This is a genomic window from Agrobacterium sp. T29, assembly GCF_006970545.1.
GTDB classification, from domain to species: domain Bacteria; phylum Pseudomonadota; class Alphaproteobacteria; order Rhizobiales; family Rhizobiaceae; genus Agrobacterium; species Agrobacterium leguminum.
The window spans coordinates 1111683-1130303 of the sequence record NZ_CP040640.1; the positions used below are offsets into that span (position 1 = coordinate 1111683).

Sequence of the window (18621 nt, forward strand, 5' to 3'; positions counted from 1 at the left end):
CATGCCACAGTTCGAAACGCATCGCCACGTCAAACACTCGCCCGACCGCATGTACGACCTCGTCGCCGATGTGGAGAAATATCCGCAGTTTCTGCCCCTTTGCGAGGCGCTCACCGTCCGCTCGCGCAAGGAGCGCGATGGCAAGGTGCTGCTGGTGGCGGATATGACGGTGGGCTACAAGGCCATTCGCGAAACCTTCACCACGCAGGTGCTGCTGAACCCGGCCGAGCGCGCCATCGACGTGAAATATATCGACGGCCCGTTCAAATATCTCGACAATCGCTGGCGTTTCGAGGCCTCGGACGAGGGCGGATCGGCCATCCATTTCTTCATCGATTATGAATTCAAGAACCGTCTGCTCGGCGCGGTGATGGGGTCGATGTTCGACCGGGCCTTCCGCATGTTCGCGGAAGCCTTCGAAACGCGTGCCGATAAAATCTATACGGACCCTGCCTGATTAAGGGCAATCAGCATCTCAAGCGCCGTCATCACCGTCGCAAGCCGGATTTCGGTGCGGTCGATCTCGCCATAACGCATTTCCCGATGCAGGATTTTACCGCTGCGCGCCTTGGCGGCCAGATGTACCAGCCCAACCGGCTTGTCGGCGGAACCACCACCCGGACCGGCAATACCGGTAACAGCCACGGCGAAATCCGCCCGTGAACGAAACAGGGCGCCATGCGCCATCTGCAACGCTGTCTGTCGGGAAACCGCGCCGAAATTCGCCAGCGTCTCGGCGCCAACGCCCAGCATGTCCATCTTGGCTTCATTGGTATAGGTGACAAAACCACGATCGACGACGGCGGAGGAGCCGGCAATCTCCGTCAGGGCACCGGCGATCAGGCCGCCAGTGCAGCTTTCCGCGGTCGAGACCATGAAACCATGCGCGGTGAAATCGGCAATGATCTGCCGCGCCAGGTCTTCTATGTCAGCGGGAAAAAGGCTCATAAAGGTCTGCCCCTGTAGACGACGGTAGCGGTGGCGATTGCAGCTATGCCTTCCCGGCGGCCGACGAAACCGATGGTCTCATTGGTCGTCGCCTTCACCGAGCAGCGCTCCAGCGCGATGCCCAGCATGTCCGAGAGTGCCTCGCGCATGGCCTGGCGGTGCGGGCCGATGCGCGGTGCTTCCGCAATCAGCGAGACATCGGCATTCATGATCGTGCCGCCATTGTCGCGAACCACTTTGGCCGCATGTTCGAGGAAGATGCGCGAGGCGGCACCCTTCCATTGCGGATCGGAAGGCGGAAAGTGATCGCCGATATCGCCAGCACCGCAGGTGGCGAGCAGCGCATCCGTCAGCGCATGCAAAGCCACATCCGCATCCGAATGACCTTTGAGTTTCTGGTCGTGTTCGATGAAGACGCCGCACAGCGTCACGCCGTCGCCGGCTTCCAGCTGATGCACGTCGTAACCATTGCCGGTGCGCACGTCCGGCAATCCGTGGGAGAGCTTCTCATCGGCCATGGCGATATCCCGCTTGAGAGTGAGTTTTACATTGTCGACCGAACCCTCGGTCAGCTTCACCGTCAGTCCCGCCCATTCGGCGATCGAAGCATCATCGGTAAAATCGGACTTTCCGGAGGCGGCAGCGGCGCGGTGCGCGGCGAGAATATCGCCATAGCCGAAACTCTGCGGTGTCTGCGCGGCATAAAGCCCCTGCCGGGAAACCGTCTCTACGACGCGACCATCCGAGCCGCGCTTCAGCGTGTCAGTGACGGGCAGGGCAGGCAGGACGCCGCTGGCGCCGGCCCGGTGCAGGGCGACGATCCGTTCCAGCATGTCCACGGCGACGAAAGGCCGCACGGCATCATGGATCATCACATGCGTCAGCTCTTCCGAAGAGAGCGCTTCCAGTCCGGCAAGCACCGATTGCTGGCGTGTCGCGCCGCCCGTGACGGTAACGATCCGCTTGCCGGTATCAAGCCGCTGGAGGATCGGCGACAGCAGTGCTGCATCGTCGGCATGACTGACGATCACGATGGGGGAGGCCTGGTCCCAATCGAGGAAGGTCGACAATGTATGCTCGATCACGGCCCTGCCTCCGATAGGGCGATATTGTTTCGGCCCTTCCTCGGGGGAGCCCGCTCTTTCTCCGCGTCCGGCGGCGACGATGACGATGCCGAGTTTCATAGTACTTTCCTGCATTGGTCTTATGCTTTGTGCGCAACCCTTAGCGGTTGACAGTCCTGCTCTAGCGTTTCAAAACCCGGATGGCCAGCCCGATAAGACGCGCATTCGCCCCTGCATGCCGCAGGATCAGCCACCATTGCGTGTTCGAACCTGCACAAATTGCTGCCGACAGCAAAACAGGCAGGCAGTCGCCCAGCAAATAAAAGGTGCAACCCTCTAAAAGTGCTTGGCAACTGCACAAACACTGTCTAAAAATAATGCAAATAACCCTTCTGCATGAAAGATCATCAATTGCATCTTCCGGAGTTGTCAGAACCGTTCAGCATCGGCTCAGTCACGATCCGTAATCGTGCCGTGCTGGCGCCCATGTCGGGCGTGACGGATCTGCCGTTCCGGCAGCTCGCCTGGCGTTATGGCGCGGGCCTTGTCGTTACGGAAATGGTGGCAAGCCGTGAGCTCGTCGCCAACCGAGGCGAATCCTGGGCGCGGCTGAAAAATGCCGGCATGGTTCCGCATATGGTGCAGCTCGCAGGACGCGAGGCGCATTTTATGGCCGAGGCAGCGAAGATCGCGGCGGATAATGGCGCCGGCATCATCGATATCAATATGGGTTGTCCTGCCAAGAAGGTGACGGGCGGTTATTCCGGCTCGGCTTTGATGCGCGATCCCGATCATGCACTCTCGCTCATCGAGGCGACGGTCAATGCAGTCGACGTACCTGTGACGCTGAAGATGCGGCTCGGCTGGGACGAGAACACCATCAATGCGCCGGAGATCGCCCTCCGTGCCGAAGCCGCAGGCGTCCAGCTGATCACCATTCACGGCCGTACCCGTATGCAGTTTTATGAGGGGCATGCGGATTGGGACGCCATCCGCGCCGTGCGCGAGGTGATTTCCGTGCCGCTGATCGCCAATGGCGATGTGGAAACAGCCGAAGATGCGCGGGAAATCCTGCGCCGCTCGGGTGCGGATGCCGTCATGGTCGGTCGCGGCGCGCAGGGGCAGCCCTGGCTGCCGGCGGTGCTTGCCGGACATTCAGCGCCGCACCGCGACGATATTCCCGCCATCGCCATCGAACATTACGATATGATGCTGGAATTTTACGGAAGGGAAGCCGGTCTCCGGCATGCCCGCAAACATCTTGGCTGGTATCTCGACCGTTTCGCGCCACAGATCGCCACGCCTGACAAGGCTGAAATCATGACATCGCGTGACACGGCGGAAGTGGCGGATCTGCTGCGCTCCGCCCTTAGCGAAAATGCGGGCGAAGAAGCCGCAAGGAAGGCCGCATGAGCGCTGACAAACACAGCCCGGCAGATGCAAACCCGCTTGCTATGGCGGTTCTGAACGCGGTGCAGAACCCGGTTATTCTGGTGGATGCCGAAGGTTTCATCGCCTTTGCCAACTGGGAAGCCGAAGCCTTTTTCGGGGCGAGCGCCTCCCATCTCGCCCGCTACCGCGTTTCCACCTTCATTCCCTTCGGCAGCCCGTTGCTCGCACTGATCGATCAGGTGCGGGAGCGCCGCGCGCCGGTCAACGAATATCGCGTCGATCTGAGTTCGCCGCGTCTAGGCCAGGACAAGCTGGTCGATCTTTATGTCGCGCCCGTTGTCAGCGAACCGGGATCGGTGGTTGTCGTGTTCCAGGAAAGGTCGATGGCCGACAAGATCGACCGGCAACTGACCCACCGGGCGGCAGCGCGCTCCGTTACCGGCCTTGCCTCCATGCTCGCGCATGAAATCAAGAACCCGCTGTCCGGCATTCGCGGCGCTGCCCAGCTGCTTGAGACATCGGTTGCCGATGAAGACCGGGCGCTGACGCGGCTGATCTGCGACGAGACCGACCGCATCGTCTCGCTGGTCGATCGCATGGAGGTGTTTTCCGACGAGCGGCCGGTGGATCGCGTGCCGGTCAACATCCATTCCGTGCTCGATCATGTGAAGGCCATCGCCAAGGCCGGCTTTGCCCGCAATATCAAGATTTCGGAGAATTACGACCCGTCGCTGCCGCCTGTTTATGCCAATCGCGATCAGCTGGTGCAGGTCTTTCTCAATCTGGTGAAGAATGCGGCGGAAGCCGTGGGCAACCAGCCGGATGGCGAGATCATCCTCACCACCGCCTATCGCCCCGGCATGCGGCTTTCGGTCGCCGGCAGCCGCGAGCGCATCTCGCTGCCGCTCGAATTCTGCGTGCATGACAATGGCCCGGGCGTTCCGGCCGATCTTTTGCCGCATCTTTTCGATCCCTTCATCACCACCAAGACGAATGGTTCGGGCCTTGGGCTGGCGCTTGTCGCCAAGCTGATCGGCGCCCATGGCGGCATTGTCGAATGCGACAGCCAGAACCACCGCACGACTTTCCGCGTATTGATGCCCGTCTCGCCGGAAGTGGCGCTCGACGACCGCTCTTTGCCGAACACGACAGGAAATGACCAATGACAGCTACGATCCTCGTCGCCGATGATGATGCCGCAATCCGCACGGTGCTGAACCAGGCGCTGAGCCGCGCCGGTTACGACGTGCGCATCACCTCCAATGCCGCCACGCTCTGGCGCTGGGTTTCGGCGGGTGAGGGCGATCTTGTCGTGACCGATGTCGTGATGCCCGATGAAAACGCTTTTGACCTGCTGCCGCGCATCAAGAAGGCCCGCCCGGACCTGCCGGTTCTGGTCATGAGTGCGCAGAACACTTTCATGACGGCCATCAAGGCCTCGGAAAAAGGCGCTTACGATTACCTGCCGAAGCCCTTCGACCTGACGGAACTGATCGCCATCATCGGCCGCGCCCTGTCGGAACCGAAGCGCAAGCCGGCCAAGCTCGATGACGACATGCAGGACGGGATGCCGCTCGTCGGCCGCTCGGCGGCGATGCAGGAAATCTACCGCGTTCTCGCCCGCCTGATGCAGACCGACCTGACGCTGATGATAACGGGTGAATCCGGTACGGGTAAGGAACTGGTGGCGCGTGCGCTGCATGATTACGGCAAGCGCCGCAACGGTCCCTTCGTTGCCATCAACATGGCAGCAATCCCGCGCGACCTGATCGAATCCGAACTCTTCGGCCATGAGAAAGGCGCCTTCACCGGCGCGCAGAACCGCTCCACCGGCCGTTTCGAACAGGCTGAGGGCGGCACGCTGTTCCTCGATGAAATCGGTGACATGCCGATGGACGCCCAGACGCGGCTGCTGCGCGTGTTGCAGCAGGGCGAATATACCACGGTGGGCGGCCGCACGCCGATCCGCACGGATGTCCGCATCGTCGCCGCCACCAACAAGGACCTGAAGCAGTCGATCAATCAGGGCCTTTTCCGCGAAGACCTTTATTACCGCCTGAACGTCGTGCCGCTGCGGCTGCCGCCGCTGCGTGACCGCGCTGAGGATATTCCCGATCTGGTGCGCCACTTCATCCAGCAGGGCGAGAAGGAAGGTCTGGAAGGCAAGCGTTTTGAGAGCGAGGCGCTGGAGGTCATGAAGGCCTATGCCTGGCCGGGCAACGTGCGCGAGCTGGAAAACCTGATCCGCCGCCTGATGGCGCTTTACCCGCAGGAAGTCATCACCCGCGAGATCATCGAGCAGGAACTGCAATCGGATGTTCCCGACAGCCCGCTCGACAAGATGGCGGTCCGCACCGGTTCGCTCACCATTTCGCAGGCGGTGGAGGAAAATATGCGGGATTATTTCGCCAGTTTTGGCGATGGCCTGCCGCCGCCAGGCCTTTACGACCGCGTTCTGCGCGAACTCGAATATCCGCTGATTCTAGCGGCTCTGACCGCGACGCGTGGCAACCAGATCAAGGCCGCCGATCTTCTCGGCCTGAACCGCAATACGCTGCGCAAGAAAATCCGCGAGCTTGGTGTTTCCGTTTATCGCAGCTCCCGCCCAACCTGAGAATGTTGACAAGGTTGCATTTGTCGTTGCACTTTCGCCACATTGTGTTGCTTGAAAAACACTAGGAAGGAAAGAGATTCGCCGGTCTGAGGCGCGTCTCGCCTGACTTCAGAAATGTGGTGCTGGCTGGCCAGCGATTGGGAGTAGTGCATGCGGAAACCCGCCGCCGAAAACGCCGTTGCCGATGAAGCAGCGGGCATGGTGGTTGCCGATCGCAGGATGTCTTTCGCTTTGCCGGGGCTGGTGCTCGCCGGCGTCGCTCTCGTTTGCGCCATCCTCACCCTGTTCGTGCTTCTGGGCGTCACGCCAATCGCGCCGACATCGAACGTCGTCATCGCATCCGTCGTCATCAATTCGATCTTCGTGATCGGCCTGATCTTCCTCATCGGGCGCGAAATCAACCGGCTGCTGAAAGCGCGTAAAAAGGGCAGGGCGGCTGCTCGTCTGCATGTCCGCATCGTCGTGCTTTTCTCCATCGTGGCGATTACGCCTGCGGTGCTCGTCGCCATCTTCGCCAGTCTGACGCTGAATGTAGGCCTCGACCGCTGGTTTTCGCTGCGCACGCAGTCGATCGTCGATTCATCGAGCAATATCGCCCAGGCCTATATGATGGAGAATGCCGGTTATCTTCAGGGTCAGACCCTGTCGATGGCGACAGACCTCGACCGCAACCGTGCGCTTTTTTATCTGGATCGCACCGGCTTCGTCGACCTGATGACCCGTCAGGCCAAGGGGCGCGGCCTTCTCGGCGCGTTTCTGGTGCAGGAGGACGGCGACGCCGTTGCTCAGGCCGACATCAAGACCGAAAAACCGCTTCCCGCCATCCCGCATGACGCGCTTGAAAAGGCGGCCGCCGGCCAGCCGACGCTGATACCGCCCGGTATCACCAACCTCGTCGGCGCCATTATCAAGCTCGAAGGCATCAGCGGCACCTTCCTTTACACGGTGCGCGCCGTCGATCCCAAGGTGATGAGCGCGATGCGGCTGATGGAGGAGAACCGTGCCGAATACAAGGCGATGGAGGCAGGCCGCGCGCCGCTGCAGATCGCCTTTGCGATCCTCTATCTCGGTTTCGCGCTGATCGTTCTTCTCGCCGCCATCTGGACGGCGATTGCGGTGGCCGACCGTATCGTGCGGCCGATCCGTCTCCTCATCAGTGCGGCAGACAGTGTCGCCACCGGCAACATGCATGTGCTGGTTCCCGTCCGCGCGGTCGATGGCGACGTCGGGCGACTGTCGCGCACCTTCAACAAGATGGTCTCGGAACTGCGCAGCCAGCAGGAACAGATCATCGAGGCCAAGGACGATATCGACGACCGCCGCCGCTTCATCGAGGCCGTGCTGTCAGGCGTCACCGCCGCCGTCATCGGTGTCGATGAGAACCGCAGGATCACCATCGTCAATCCGTCGGGCGAAGAATTTCTGGCGCAGACATCCGAGCAGCTTATCGGCGCGCAACTGTCGGAGATCGCGCCCGAAATCGAACAGGTCGTCAACGAGGCCAATACCTGGTCACGCGGCAATTTCCGCAAGCAGATCAACATCATGCGGCGCGGCAAGGAACGGACGTTGAATGTGCAGGTGACCCGCGAGGACGCCCGCGACAGCCGTGACAGCTACGTCATCACCCTCGACGACATCACCGATCTCGTCATCGCCCAGCGTTCGACCGCATGGTCGGATGTGGCGCGTCGCATCGCGCATGAGATCAAGAACCCGTTGACGCCGATCCAGCTTTCCGCCGAGCGTATCAAACGCCGTTTCGGCAAGCAGATCGACGAGAGCGACCGTGCCGTCTTCGACCAGTGTACGGACACCATTGTCCGGCAGGTCGGCGATATCGGCCGGATGGTGGATGAATTCTCCGCTTTTGCGCGCATGCCGAAGCCGACGAAGGAAAAGTCGGACCTGCGGGCGATCCTGAAGGATGCGGCGTTCCTGCGCGAGATCAGCGCCGCCGATACGAAATTCTCAACCGAACTGGGCGATATCCCGCTCGAGGGCATGTTCGATGCCCGCATGCTGGGTCAGGCCTTCGGCAATCTCATCAAGAATGCGACGGAAGCCATCGAGGCGGTGGAAGGCGAAAAGCGGCCGGGTAAAATTCTGGTGCGCGCCGCTTTTGACGAAGCCAATTCGCGTTTCGTGGCTGACATCATCGACAATGGCCGCGGCCTTCCCGTCGAGAACCGTCACCGCATTCTAGAACCCTATATGACAATGCGGGACAAGGGCACGGGCCTCGGCCTCGCCATCGTCAAGAAAATCATCGAAGAGCATGGCGGGTATCTGGAACTCCACGATGCCCCGCCGGAGTTCGATCACGGCCACGGCGCCATGATCAGAGTGCTGCTGCCCTATATCGAGGCGGTCGGCGGCGAAAATAACAAGGAAGCAGCATATGGCGTCTGATATTCTGGTCGTGGATGACGAGGCGGACATTCGCGAAATCGTAGCGGGCATTCTTTCCGACGAGGGCCACGAGACCCGCATGGCGTTCGACAGCGACAGCGCGCTGGCCGCCATTTCGGAGCGCGTGCCGCGTCTGATCTTTCTCGACATCTGGATGCAGGGTTCGAAGCTCGACGGTCTGGCGCTGCTGGATGAGATCAAGAGCCGCCATCCCGAAATCCCGGTGGTCATGATTTCCGGTCACGGCAATATCGAAACCGCCGTCAATGCCATCAAGCGCGGCGCCTTCGATTTCATCGAGAAGCCGTTCAAGGCCGACCGTCTCATTCTGATCGCCGAGCGGGCGCTGGAAAACTCCAAGCTGAAGCGCGAGGTTCAGGAACTCAAGAAGCGGACCGGTGACGCGGTTGAACTCGTTGGCGCGTCGCTTGCGGTGTCGCAGCTTCGCCAGACCATCGACCGGGTTGCGCCCACCAACAGCCGCATCATGATCCTCGGTCCCTCCGGTTCCGGCAAGGAACTTGTGGCGCGCATGGTGCACAAGAAGTCCTCGCGTGCGAGCGGACCCTTCGTGGCGCTCAACGCCGCGACGATCACGCCGGACCGCATGGAAATCGCGCTGTTCGGCACTGAAGGCCTTCCCGGACAGCCGCGCAAGGTCGGCGCTCTGGAAGAAGCCCATCGCGGCGTGCTTTATCTCGATGAAGTCGGCGAAATGCCGCGCGAGACGCAGAACAAGATCCTGCGCGTGCTGGTCGATCAGCAGTTCGAGCGCGTTGGCGGCGGGAAGCGGGTGAAGGTGGATGTGCGCATCATTTCCTCGACCGCCCATCACCTCGAAAGCCTGATTGCCGAAGGCCAGTTCCGCGAAGATCTCTATCATCGCCTCGCCGTGGTGCCGGTTAAGGTGCCGGCGCTTTCCGAGCGGCGCGAGGATATTCCTTTCCTCGTCGATATGTTCATGCGCCAGATTTCCGAGCAGGCCGGCATCCGTCCGCGCAAGATCGGCGACGACGCCATGGCCGTTCTCCAGACGCATGACTGGCCGGGCAATATCCGCCAGCTGCGCAACAATATCGAGCGGCTGATGATTCTCGCCCGTCCAGAAGGCGGTGAAGCGCCGATCTCGGCCGACATGCTGCCGTCGGATATTGGCGACATGCTGCCGAAGATTTCGGCGCAGGGCGATCAGCACATCATGACCCTGCCGTTGCGCGAAGCCCGTGAAATGTTCGAGCGCGACTATCTCATGGCGCAGATCAACCGTTTCGGCGGCAATATTTCGCGAACGGCGGAATTTGTCGGCATGGAACGGTCTGCACTGCATCGCAAACTGAAATCTCTCGGCGTATAAGGAAAGAAGGCGCTTCGCCGTAACCGATTATTCCGTCAGAGAGACAGCATGAAAGTCATCATTTGCGGCGCAGGGCAGGTGGGTTACGGCATCGCCGAACAATTGTCGCGGGAGGATAATGAAGTATCGGTCATCGATACCGCCGCGCCGCTCATCACCGCCATTACCGAGACGCTGGATGTGCGCGGTTATGTCGGCCATGGCGCGCATCCCGACATGCTGGCCAAGGCCGGCGCCGACCAGGCCGACATGATCATCGCCGTGACCTTGCATGACGAGATCAACATCGTCGCCTGCGAGGTGGCGCATGCCCTGTTCAGCGTGCCGACCAAGATCGCCCGCATCCGCGACCAGAGCTATCTGAAGCCGGAATATGCCGATCTCTTCAGCCGCGAGAACATGTCCATCGACGTGACGATTTCGCCGGAAGTCGAAGTCGGCAAGATGGTGCTCCGGCGCATCGCCTTTCCGGGCGCAACGGATGTGGTGCGTTTCGCCGACGACACGATCTACATGCTGGCCATCGAATGCATGGAGGATTGTCCGGTCATCAACACACCGCTGCAGCAGCTTTCCAGCCTCTTTCCAGACCTCATCGCCACCGTGGTGGGGGTGTATCGGGATGGTATCCTCAAGGTAGCGCATTCTTCGGAACAGTTGCGGGTGGGCGACCTTGCCTATGTCATCTGCCAGCGCCAGCATGCCCGCCGCACCTTAAGCCTTTTTGGCCATGAGGAGCAGGAAGCGCAGCGCATCGTGATTGCCGGCGCCGGCAATATCGGCCACTTCGTCGCCCGCAAGATCGAGGAAATGCAGCCGAAAACGCGGGTGAAGATCATCGAGGCGGACCGCGACAGGGCGGTTGCCGCATCAGAACAGCTCAGCAATACCATCGTCATGCACGGCTCGGCGCTCGACCAGAAAATCCTGATGCAGGCCGATATTCAGGATGCCGATCTGATCGTGACGCTCACCAATAACGATCAGACCAATATTCTGGCGGCGGTGATTGCCAAGCAACTCGGCTGCAAATCGAATCTGGCGCTTTTGAACAGTACGTCGTTCCACGACGTCGCCCGCTCTCTGGGGCTCGATGCCTATATCAACCCGCGGGCCGTGACGATCTCCCGCGTGCTTCAGCACGTGCGCAAGGGCCGCATCCGCTCAGTCTATGCTGTCCAGCGCGGCTCGGCGGAGGTGATCGAGGCGGAAGCGCTGGAAACGTCGCCGCTGGTCGGCCAGTCCTTCCGCGACATCGATATGCCCGACGGTGTGCGCATCGGGGCGATCTATCGCGACGGCGTGGTGATCCGCCCGGATGGCAGCACGAAAATCAAGGCGAAGGACCGGGTCGTGCTGTTTGCATCCGCCGATGCGGTGCGCGACGTGGAACAACTTTTCCGTGTTTCGATACAATATTTTTGACTGTCCCGAATTGAAAATGTGGGTCAATACTCGTACTCATTCGGCTGTTTTGACCGTTGCGGAACGGAACACGATTTGATACCAGAGTTTGAGGTCGGCCAAGCGGGGGACAAGACTCGGCCGGCTTATTATTGATTGATTATTTTCCGGTATCCCTGCCGGCAAAAAAGAAAGAAGCGGCGCCATGGCGGAACGTTCTCAAAACCTTCAGGATCTCTTCCTCAATACCGTTCGTAAGCAAAAGATTTCGCTCACGATTTTCCTGATCAACGGCGTCAAGCTGACGGGCGTTGTTACCTCCTTCGACAATTTCTGCGTGCTTCTGCGCCGTGACGGTCATTCGCAGCTTGTCTACAAGCATGCGATCTCCACCATCATGCCCGGCCAGCCGATGCAGATGTTCGAAAGCGAAGAAGGCGCTGCCTGATCGGGCTCCCTCGACGGATATTCGACATAGACTGACCCGGACCGGGAACATTTTCCGTGCCGTCAGGTTAATCCCCATGGCCGCCCGCGCGGATGCGGTCGGCCGCAATCCTCTTTCTGGACAAGGCTGAACCCATTTCAACGCGCGACACCTCGAACGAATCGATTATTCCGGAGCAGGAAAAGCGCCGCGACGACATGCGTGCGGTCGTCCTCGTGCCGGTTCTCAAGCAGCGCGAAACGCGCGACGCGGCTGCCGGCCCGGCTGCCCCCGGCCGTTCGGTCGAAGCCAAGCTTGAGGAAGCAAAGGGACTGGCGCTCGCCATCGATCTGGAAGTGACGCAGGGTCTCATCGTTCCGGTGAACCAGCCGCGTCCCGCCACGCTGTTCGGAACCGGCAAGATCGAGGAAATCGGTCATCTTCTCGACGAGACCGATTCCGGCCTGGTGATCGTCGATCATCCGCTGACCCCGGTGCAGCAGCGCAATCTCGAAAAGCAGTGGAATTGCAAGGTCATCGACCGCACGGGCCTGATCCTTGAAATCTTCGGTCGCCGCGCCTCCACAAAGGAAGGCACGCTGCAGGTCGATCTTGCGCATTTGAACTACCAGAAGGGCCGCCTCGTCCGAAGCTGGACCCACCTTGAACGTCAGCGCGGCGGTGCGGGCTTCATGGGCGGTCCGGGTGAAACCCAGATCGAAGCCGACCGCCGGCTTTTGCAGGAACGCATCGTCAAGCTGGAGCGCGAGCTGGAGCAGGTGGTGCGCACGCGCCAGCTTCACCGCGCCAAGCGCCGCAAGGTGCCGCATCCGATCGTCGCACTGGTCGGTTACACCAATGCCGGCAAATCCACGCTGTTCAACCGCATCACCGGCGCCGGCGTTCTGGCGGAGGATATGCTGTTCGCTACGCTCGACCCGACCTTGCGCCGCATGAAGTTGCCGCATGGCCGCACCGTCATCCTGTCCGATACGGTCGGTTTCATTTCCGACCTTCCGACGCATCTGGTCGCCGCTTTCCGCGCCACTCTGGAAGAGGTGCTGGAAGCCGATCTCGTTCTGCATGTGCGCGATATGTCCGATCCGGACAATGCCGCTCAGTCTGCGGATGTGTTGCGTATTCTCGGTGACCTCGGCATTGACGAGAAGGAAGCGGAAAAGCGCATCATCGAGGTCTGGAACAAGGTCGACCGTCTCGAGCCGGAAGCGCATGACGCCATCATGCAGCGTGCCGAGGGTCGTTCGGATATCCGCGCCGTTTCGGCCATCACGGGCGAGGGCGTCGATGCCCTGATGGACGAAATTTCAAAGCGTCTTTCCGGTGTTCTGACGGAAACGACCGTTGTCCTCTCCATCGAACAATTGCCGCTGATCTCCTGGGTCTACAGCAATTCCATCGTTGACAGCCGTGAAGACCATGAGGACGGGTCGGTTGCGCTCGATGTGCGCCTTTCGGAAGCGCAAGCGGCCGAACTGGAACGGAAGCTTGGAAAAGCGACGGTTCGCGAGCGGGAAGACTGGGAGCGCTGAGCGCTCCTTGCATTATCCCAAACTCTCTCCGTCATTCCAGCCTTGAGCCGCAATCCAGCCACGGCGCGTCTGCGCCGTGAGAAGAATCCTTTGCGATCAAAGACTTGATCGCGCTGGAGCTAGGACTAAATCCGGAGTGAAGGTTTCGGATGCTGCGCTGCTGCCAGATGCATTCGGCAGTCGTAATAGAAGTGCTGTGCCCTAGCGGATTCACCGCATGTCCCTGCGATCAGGACGAAACCGTATCAAGCGAACGTTCGATGCGTTTCGCCGCCTGCCAGAGATCTTCCATTCTCTCGAGGCTAGCTTCTTCCAGCGTTTCGCCATTTTGGCTGAGCGACGTTTCGATGTGATTGAAACGTCTGCGGAATTTCGTATTCGTACCGCGCAGCGCATCTTCCGGATCGGCTTTGACATGCCGACCGATATTGACGAGCGCAAAAATGAGATCGCCGAGTTCGTCCGAGACCTTTTCCGGTTTTCCCTCCGCCAGCGCCTCACGCAGTTCCGCGATTTCCTCCTCGATCTTGTCGAGAATGGGAGCGGGGTTCGACCAGTCGAAACCGGCACGCGCTGCCTGTTCCTGCAGCTTCAGGGCTTCGGTCAGCGCCGGCTGGCTGCGCTGTACGCCGCCCAGAAAGCCTGCCTTGAAATCCTCGGTGATGCCGCGTCGCGCGCGTCGCTCTGCACGCTCGCGTTTTTCTTCCGCCTTGATGCGGTCCCATTGCAGTTTGACGCCGTCCGGCGTGTCGGCGTCGGATACGGCGAAGACGTGGGGATGCCGTCGGATCATCTTCGAGGTCACGGCGTGCACCACGTCGCCAAAGGCGAATTCGCCCATCTCTTCGGCAATGTGGGCATGGAAAACCACCTGCAGCAGAAGGTCGCCCAGCTCCTCGCAAAGATCGTCCATATCCTTGCGCTCGATGGCGTCGGCAACTTCATAAGCCTCTTCAATGGTATAGGGCTTGATCGTCTCGAAGGTCTGCACGACATCCCAAGGGCAACCGGTTTCCGGCTGCCGCAGGGCTTCCATGATCTCGATCAGGCGGGAAATATCCTTCGAGGCTTCCATAGTGTCTCAAACCTTCGTTTTTTGTTTCTGCGCATCGCCCGGACGGAAAACCGCCACGCACGTCCTGCGGAAATGCTCTAGTTCAATGGAATGTCGTTACCGCTCTTGGACGACTGGTAGCTGGTGGAAAGATCGTCATAGGCGGCCTTGATACGGGCCGTCTGCGCTTTCAACGTGGTTTTCAGCGGGTCTTCTTCACCCTCCACCAGATCGGCGATGAAATACGAATTCCAGAAGGCATTGTTGCGGCGATAGCCGCCCGGTTCCAGTCCGAAAACTTCCTTGAGGATTTTCAGGTCGTGAGGGATCGCGAAAGCGTCGCGGGAATCCTCGTGGCTGAAGAAGGAGTAGAAATTATCGAAGCCGGCCCAGGTGATGGCGGACATGCACATGGTGCAGGGTTCGTGGGTGGAGAGAAAAATCAGCTCCTTCGTGTTCGGCTTTTCGCCCAACTCGTAAAACCGTTTCAGCGTGTGTACTTCACCATGCCAGAGTGGATTTTCCAGCTCGTTATTGGTCTCGGCGATCACCAGCGACAGGTCCGATTTGCGCAGGATTGCCGCACCGAAAACCTTATTGCCAAGGCTGACGCCACGCGCCGTCAAGGGCAGAATATCCTGTTCGATGACATCGAGAAGGCGGGCGGCGAGAGTGGGGCTGGTCAAGGGTCTGGTCCTTCGTGCCGCTTTAAGAAAAAGCGGTCTTCGCATGGGGAAATCGACAGTCGATGGTCGCTCCTTGTTCGGCGCGAGGACCCGCTTTGTCAAGGGATTGCGAGGGGATTCTCAGGGCTTGCGCGGGTGTGGAAAAGCATCGCCGGTTTGTTTTCCTCCAAAACCGGGGTCTTCGAGAAATAAAAATCCAGGTGCCGGAAAGGCTTGAATTTCTGTTTCTTCAATCTTGCACCGCAATGCGGGATATATGTCCAATGCACAACGAACATGATTTTTCCGCTGCTGGCGACCGCCTTTCAACCTTCCCCGCTTTCTTCCGGGTCGAGGGACGGCAGGTCGCTGTTTTCGGAAATGGCGATGAAGCCTTCGCGAAGGTAAGGCTTCTTGCCAATACCAACGCGCATATCATTGCCTATGCCGACCAGCCGGAAGCCGATTTTGCCCGTTATATTGGCAAAAACGGCATCGATCATCGAGCTTTGGCTTTCGCCGGCGAATTGATCGAAGGCGCCACACTGGTCTTCGCCGCTACCGGCGATGAGGCGCTGGACCGTGAGATCGTCACCGTCGCGCGCGCCGCGAAAATTCCCGCCAATGCGGTGGATCAGCCGGAATTATGCGATTTCTTCACCCCGGCGCTCGTCGCCCGTGCGCCCGTCGCCGTGGCTATCGGCACGGAAGGGGCAGGGCCGGTTCTTGCCCAGATGATCCGCGCCCGCATCGACCAGATGCTGTCGCCGTCGCTTGGCAAGCTTGCGCGCCTTGCCGTGCAGTATCGTGATGCGGCCGAGGAGAACGTGCCGAAGGGTGCCTTGCGGCGCAATTTCTGGCGGCGGTTCTTTTCAGGTGCGGTGGCGGATGCCGTCGCCGTTGGCGACACGCTTTCCGCCCGTCAGGCCGTCGACCGCCTGCTGCAATCGCCCGAACGCAGCGAAGGCCGTATCTGGCTCGTCGGCGCAGGACCGGGCGCTGAAGATCTGCTGACGCTGCGCGCGCAGCGCGTGTTGATGGAAGCCGATGTGATCGTTTACGACGCGCTTGTGCCGCAGGCGATTATCGATATGGGCCGCCGCGACGCCGAGCGCCTCTCCGTCGGCAAGCGCAAGGGCTGCCACAGCAAGTCGCAGGATGAGATCAACCGTCTGCTGGTGCGCCTCGGCAAAGATGGCAAGCGCGTCGTGCGCCTCAAATCCGGCGATCCGCTGGTCTATGGCCGGGCGGGCGAAGAAATGGCGGCACTGCGCGAGGCCGGTATTGCCTATGAGATCGTGCCCGGCATCACGTCGGCCTTCGCCGCCGCTGCGGATTTCGAATTGCCGCTGACGCTGCGCGGTGTCGCTTCATCGCTGATTTTTACTACCGGCCACGATCTGGCCGGCGATGTCCTGCCCGATTGGGCCCGGCTTGCCGTTTCCGGCGCCACCATCGCCGTCTATATGGGCCGCAGCGTTGCTGCTTCGGTCGCGAAGCGGCTGATCGACGCGGGATTGGGTGTGGAAACCACCGTTGCCGTCATCGAAAACGCCAGCCGCGCGGATCGCCGCCTGCTGCATGGCACACTGAACGATCTGCCCGAGCTCGAACATCGCGATGAACTGACCGGCCCGGTCATGGTCATCATCGGCGATGCGGTGGCGGGCGCCAATTTTGACAGGTCCGAGGCGCTTGCATCGTCAGTGCGGCCGGCGGATTTCAAACGGGAGTATGTAAATGGCTGACAAGGTTTTGACCGCCAACCGCCTGAGCGATGGCATCGCCGTCTGGCTCGATGCCAACGGGGAGTGGACGGAGAACCTGCAGGGCGCAATCGTTGCCCGCCATGCGGAGGCCGTCGCCTCGTTCGAGGAAATCGGCAAGCGGGATTTTTCCGCCAACAAGGTCGTCGATGTGGCCGTCATCGATGTCATAGAGGAGAACGGCAAGCTTTGGCCGACGCGTCTTCGCGAACGCATTCGCGCCGCTGGCCCCACCGTGCACTATGCCACCGGCTTCAAGCCGGCCGATGCAGCATTCATCGCAGTCTGAGGAAGAATATGTACCGTTACGACGAGTTCGATCACGCATTTGTTGAAGGCCGCGTGGCACAGTTTCGCGATCAGGTTGAGCGCCGCTTGTCCGGTGAGCTGGCTGAGGATGCGTTCAAGCCGCTGCGCCTGATGAACGGCGTTTATCTTCAGCTGCATGCCTATATGCTGCGCGTCGCCATTCCTTACGGCACGCTGAATTCGAAGCAGATGCGGATGCTGGCCCATATCGCCCGCAAATATGACCGGGGTTACGGCCACTTCACCACCCGCCAGAACATCCAGTACAACTGGCCGCGCCTTTCCGATACGCCGGATATCTTGTCCGAACTGGCGAGCGTGGAAATGCACGCGCTTCAGACCTCCGGCAACTGCATTCGCAACGTCACCGCCGATCATTTCGCCGGTGCGGCCGCCGATGAAGTCGCCGATCCGCGTCCCTATGCGGAAATCCTGCGTCAGTGGTCTTCCGTGCACCCGGAATTCTCTTTCCTGCCGCGCAAGTTCAAGATCGCCGTCACCGGCGCCGAGCGCGACCGTGCCGCCATTCAGGTTCACGATATCGGCCTGCATCTGAAAAAGAACGACAAGGGTGAGATAGGGTTTGCCGTCTATGTCGGCGGCGGGCAGGGCCGCACACCGATGATCGCCAAGAAAATTCGCGACTTCCTGCCGGAAGAGGACCTCTTGTCCTACACCACGGCCATCATGCGCGTTTATAACCTGCACGGCCGCCGCGACAATAAATACAAGGCGCGCATCAAAATCCTCGTGCACGAAACCGGTGCGGAAGAACTGGCCCGCCAGGTCGAGGTGGAATTCGCGGAGCTGAAGAACACCGAGTTGAAGCTTCCGGATGCCGATATCGCGGCAATCACCGCTTATTTCGCGCCGCCGGCGCTGAAGGATCGGCCGGAAGGCTGGGAAAGCCTGGCGCGCTGGAAGCGGGCCGATGAAGGCTTTGCCCGTTTTGTCGAGCAGAACGTCGCGCCGCACAAGCATCCCGACTACGGCATGGTGACGATTTCGCTGAAGCCGATCGGCGGCATTCCGGGCGATGCGACCGATGAGCAGATGGAACTCGTCGCCGATATCGCCGCGGAATATGCCTTCGACGAAATCCGCATCAGCCATGAGCAGAACATCATCCTGCCGCATGTGGCGCTGGCCGATCTCGAGCCGGTTTATCGCGCGCTGGTAGGCGCTGGCCTTGCGACCGCCAATGCCGGGCTCATCACCGATATCATTGCCTGTCCCGGGCTGGACTATTGCGCGCTCGCCAATGCGCGCTCAATTCCGGTGGCGCAGGAAATTTCCACCCGCTTCGGTTCGCCGGAGCGTCAGGCGGAAATCGGTGAGCTGAAGATCAAGATTTCCGGCTGCATCAATGCCTGCGGCCACCACCATGTCGGCCATATCGGCCTGCTGGGTGTGGAAAAGAAGGGCGCGGAACTCTACCAGATCACGCTTGGCGGATCGGGCGATGAGAACACCTCGATCGGTGAAATCATCGGTCGTGGCTTCGAGCCGGAAAAAGTCACCGACGCCATCGAAACCATCGTCGACACCTATCTCGGGCTTCGCCTTTCGAAGGAAGAAATTTTCCTCGAAGCCTATCGCCGTGTTGGACCGCAACCGTTCAAGGATGCGCTCTACGGTTCCGCTGCAGAAGCCGCCTGAGGA

General features: G+C 60.4%; 16 protein-coding genes. 12 read left to right on the forward strand and 4 right to left on the reverse strand.

The window, feature by feature from the left end; translation table 11 throughout:
- The first annotated feature begins 1 nt into the window (after position 1).
- Positions 2-457, forward strand: coding sequence for a type II toxin-antitoxin system RatA family toxin (locus FGF54_RS05700; protein ID WP_035217445.1), 456 nt, complete (start codon positions 2-4; stop codon positions 455-457).
- Here FGF54_RS05700 and FGF54_RS05705 read toward each other — a convergent pair.
- Together FGF54_RS05705 and FGF54_RS05710 are read right to left on the reverse strand one after the other, a co-directional pair.
- Positions 439-948, reverse strand: coding sequence for a CinA family protein (locus tag FGF54_RS05705; RefSeq protein WP_142779138.1), 510 nt, complete (start codon positions 946-948; stop codon positions 439-441). The two genes, FGF54_RS05700 and FGF54_RS05705, sit on opposite strands and share 19 nt — an antisense overlap.
- Positions 945-2132 (reverse strand): bifunctional 2-C-methyl-D-erythritol 4-phosphate cytidylyltransferase/2-C-methyl-D-erythritol 2,4-cyclodiphosphate synthase, encoded by a 1188-nt coding sequence (locus tag FGF54_RS05710; protein WP_142779139.1) that lies wholly within the window; start codon positions 2130-2132, stop codon positions 945-947. The genes FGF54_RS05705 and FGF54_RS05710 overlap by 4 nt, the downstream gene beginning before the upstream one ends.
- 276 nt (positions 2133-2408) lie before the next feature.
- On the opposite strand from FGF54_RS05710, the gene dusB reads away from it, so the two are divergent.
- From dusB to hflX, 8 genes are all read left to right on the forward strand, one after another.
- Positions 2409-3425: a tRNA dihydrouridine synthase DusB gene (gene dusB / locus FGF54_RS05715; protein ID WP_142779140.1), complete on the forward strand. Its 1017-nt coding sequence runs from the start codon at positions 2409-2411 to the stop codon at positions 3423-3425.
- Positions 3422-4570 carry a nitrogen regulation protein NR(II) gene (locus FGF54_RS05720; protein ID WP_035264009.1) on the forward strand — a complete coding sequence of 383 codons (1149 nt, stop codon included), beginning with the start codon at positions 3422-3424 and terminating at the stop codon, positions 4568-4570. Before dusB ends, FGF54_RS05720 begins: the two co-directional genes overlap by 4 nt.
- On the forward strand, positions 4567-6018 hold the full coding sequence (gene ntrC, locus FGF54_RS05725) for a nitrogen regulation protein NR(I) (protein WP_003521350.1): 1452 nt from the start codon (positions 4567-4569) through the stop codon (positions 6016-6018). The genes FGF54_RS05720 and ntrC overlap by 4 nt, the downstream gene beginning before the upstream one ends.
- A 150-nt stretch (positions 6019-6168) precedes the next feature.
- Entirely contained in the window at positions 6169-8430 is a 2262-nt protein-coding gene (locus FGF54_RS05730) for a PAS domain-containing sensor histidine kinase (RefSeq protein WP_059752857.1), read from the forward strand.
- Positions 8420-9784, forward strand: a complete 1365-nt coding sequence (locus FGF54_RS05735) for a sigma-54 dependent transcriptional regulator (RefSeq protein WP_003521348.1) — start codon at positions 8420-8422, stop codon at positions 9782-9784. The genes FGF54_RS05730 and FGF54_RS05735 overlap by 11 nt, the downstream gene beginning before the upstream one ends.
- 48 nt (positions 9785-9832) lie before the next feature.
- Positions 9833-11209: a Trk system potassium transporter TrkA gene (gene trkA / locus FGF54_RS05740; protein WP_127756071.1), complete on the forward strand. Its 1377-nt coding sequence runs from the start codon at positions 9833-9835 to the stop codon at positions 11207-11209.
- A 184-nt stretch (positions 11210-11393) separates the two neighbouring features.
- Positions 11394-11636: an RNA chaperone Hfq gene (gene hfq / locus FGF54_RS05745; RefSeq protein ID WP_003496145.1), complete on the forward strand. Its 243-nt coding sequence runs from the start codon at positions 11394-11396 to the stop codon at positions 11634-11636.
- A gap of 92 nt (positions 11637-11728) precedes the next feature.
- On the forward strand, positions 11729-13165 hold the full coding sequence (gene hflX / locus FGF54_RS05750) for a GTPase HflX (protein WP_174056745.1): 1437 nt from the start codon (positions 11729-11731) through the stop codon (positions 13163-13165).
- A 229-nt stretch (positions 13166-13394) separates the two neighbouring features.
- On the opposite strand, the gene mazG is transcribed toward hflX, so the two are convergent.
- Positions 13395-14240 (reverse strand): nucleoside triphosphate pyrophosphohydrolase, encoded by an 846-nt coding sequence (gene mazG / locus FGF54_RS05755; protein ID WP_142779141.1) that lies wholly within the window; start codon positions 14238-14240, stop codon positions 13395-13397.
- A gap of 77 nt (positions 14241-14317) precedes the next feature.
- The gene (locus FGF54_RS05760) at positions 14318-14950 is read right to left on the reverse strand and encodes a deaminase (RefSeq protein ID WP_371733933.1); all 633 of its coding nucleotides are present in this window, start codon (positions 14948-14950) and stop codon (positions 14318-14320) included.
- A gap of 218 nt (positions 14951-15168) precedes the next feature.
- Here FGF54_RS05760 and cysG point away from each other — a divergent pair, with 218 nt between their 5' ends.
- From cysG to FGF54_RS05780, 3 genes are read left to right on the forward strand one after another with little or no spacing between them, the layout of a single operon-like run.
- Positions 15169-16632, forward strand: a complete 1464-nt coding sequence (gene cysG, locus FGF54_RS05770; protein WP_142779143.1) for a siroheme synthase CysG — start codon at positions 15169-15171, stop codon at positions 16630-16632.
- The gene (locus FGF54_RS05775) at positions 16625-16939 is read left to right on the forward strand and encodes a DUF2849 domain-containing protein (RefSeq protein ID WP_003521341.1); all 315 of its coding nucleotides are present in this window, start codon (positions 16625-16627) and stop codon (positions 16937-16939) included. Before cysG ends, FGF54_RS05775 begins: the two co-directional genes overlap by 8 nt.
- Positions 16940-16947: 8 nt before the next feature.
- A complete protein-coding gene (locus tag FGF54_RS05780) occupies positions 16948-18618 on the forward strand; it encodes a nitrite/sulfite reductase (protein ID WP_003521340.1) in 1671 nt (556 codons plus the stop codon).
- Positions 18619-18621 lie beyond the last annotated feature (3 nt).

Bases quoted from the DNA above. Each gene is read 5' to 3' on its own strand.
- FGF54_RS05700 (WP_035217445.1), top strand. From the start codon at position 2: ATGCCACAGTTCGAAACGCATCGCCACGTCAAACACTCGCCCGACCGC.
- FGF54_RS05705 (WP_142779138.1), bottom strand. From the start codon at position 948: ATGAGCCTTTTTCCCGCTGACATAGAAGACCTGGCGCGGCAGATCATT.
- FGF54_RS05710 (WP_142779139.1), bottom strand. From the start codon at position 2,132: ATGAAACTCGGCATCGTCATCGTCGCCGCCGGACGCGGAGAAAGAGCG.
- dusB (WP_142779140.1), top strand. From the start codon at position 2,409: ATGAAAGATCATCAATTGCATCTTCCGGAGTTGTCAGAACCGTTCAGC.
- FGF54_RS05720 (WP_035264009.1), top strand. From the start codon at position 3,422: ATGAGCGCTGACAAACACAGCCCGGCAGATGCAAACCCGCTTGCTATG.
- ntrC (WP_003521350.1), top strand. From the start codon at position 4,567: ATGACAGCTACGATCCTCGTCGCCGATGATGATGCCGCAATCCGCACG.
- FGF54_RS05730 (WP_059752857.1), top strand. From the start codon at position 6,169: ATGCGGAAACCCGCCGCCGAAAACGCCGTTGCCGATGAAGCAGCGGGC.
- FGF54_RS05735 (WP_003521348.1), top strand. From the start codon at position 8,420: ATGGCGTCTGATATTCTGGTCGTGGATGACGAGGCGGACATTCGCGAA.
- trkA (WP_127756071.1), top strand. From the start codon at position 9,833: ATGAAAGTCATCATTTGCGGCGCAGGGCAGGTGGGTTACGGCATCGCC.
- hfq (WP_003496145.1), top strand. From the start codon at position 11,394: ATGGCGGAACGTTCTCAAAACCTTCAGGATCTCTTCCTCAATACCGTT.
- hflX (WP_174056745.1), top strand. From the start codon at position 11,729: ATGCGGTCGGCCGCAATCCTCTTTCTGGACAAGGCTGAACCCATTTCA.
- mazG (WP_142779141.1), bottom strand. From the start codon at position 14,240: ATGGAAGCCTCGAAGGATATTTCCCGCCTGATCGAGATCATGGAAGCC.
- FGF54_RS05760 (WP_371733933.1), bottom strand. From the start codon at position 14,950: ATGCGAAGACCGCTTTTTCTTAAAGCGGCACGAAGGACCAGACCCTTG.
- cysG (WP_142779143.1), top strand. From the start codon at position 15,169: ATGCACAACGAACATGATTTTTCCGCTGCTGGCGACCGCCTTTCAACC.
- FGF54_RS05775 (WP_003521341.1), top strand. From the start codon at position 16,625: ATGGCTGACAAGGTTTTGACCGCCAACCGCCTGAGCGATGGCATCGCC.
- FGF54_RS05780 (WP_003521340.1), top strand. From the start codon at position 16,948: ATGTACCGTTACGACGAGTTCGATCACGCATTTGTTGAAGGCCGCGTG.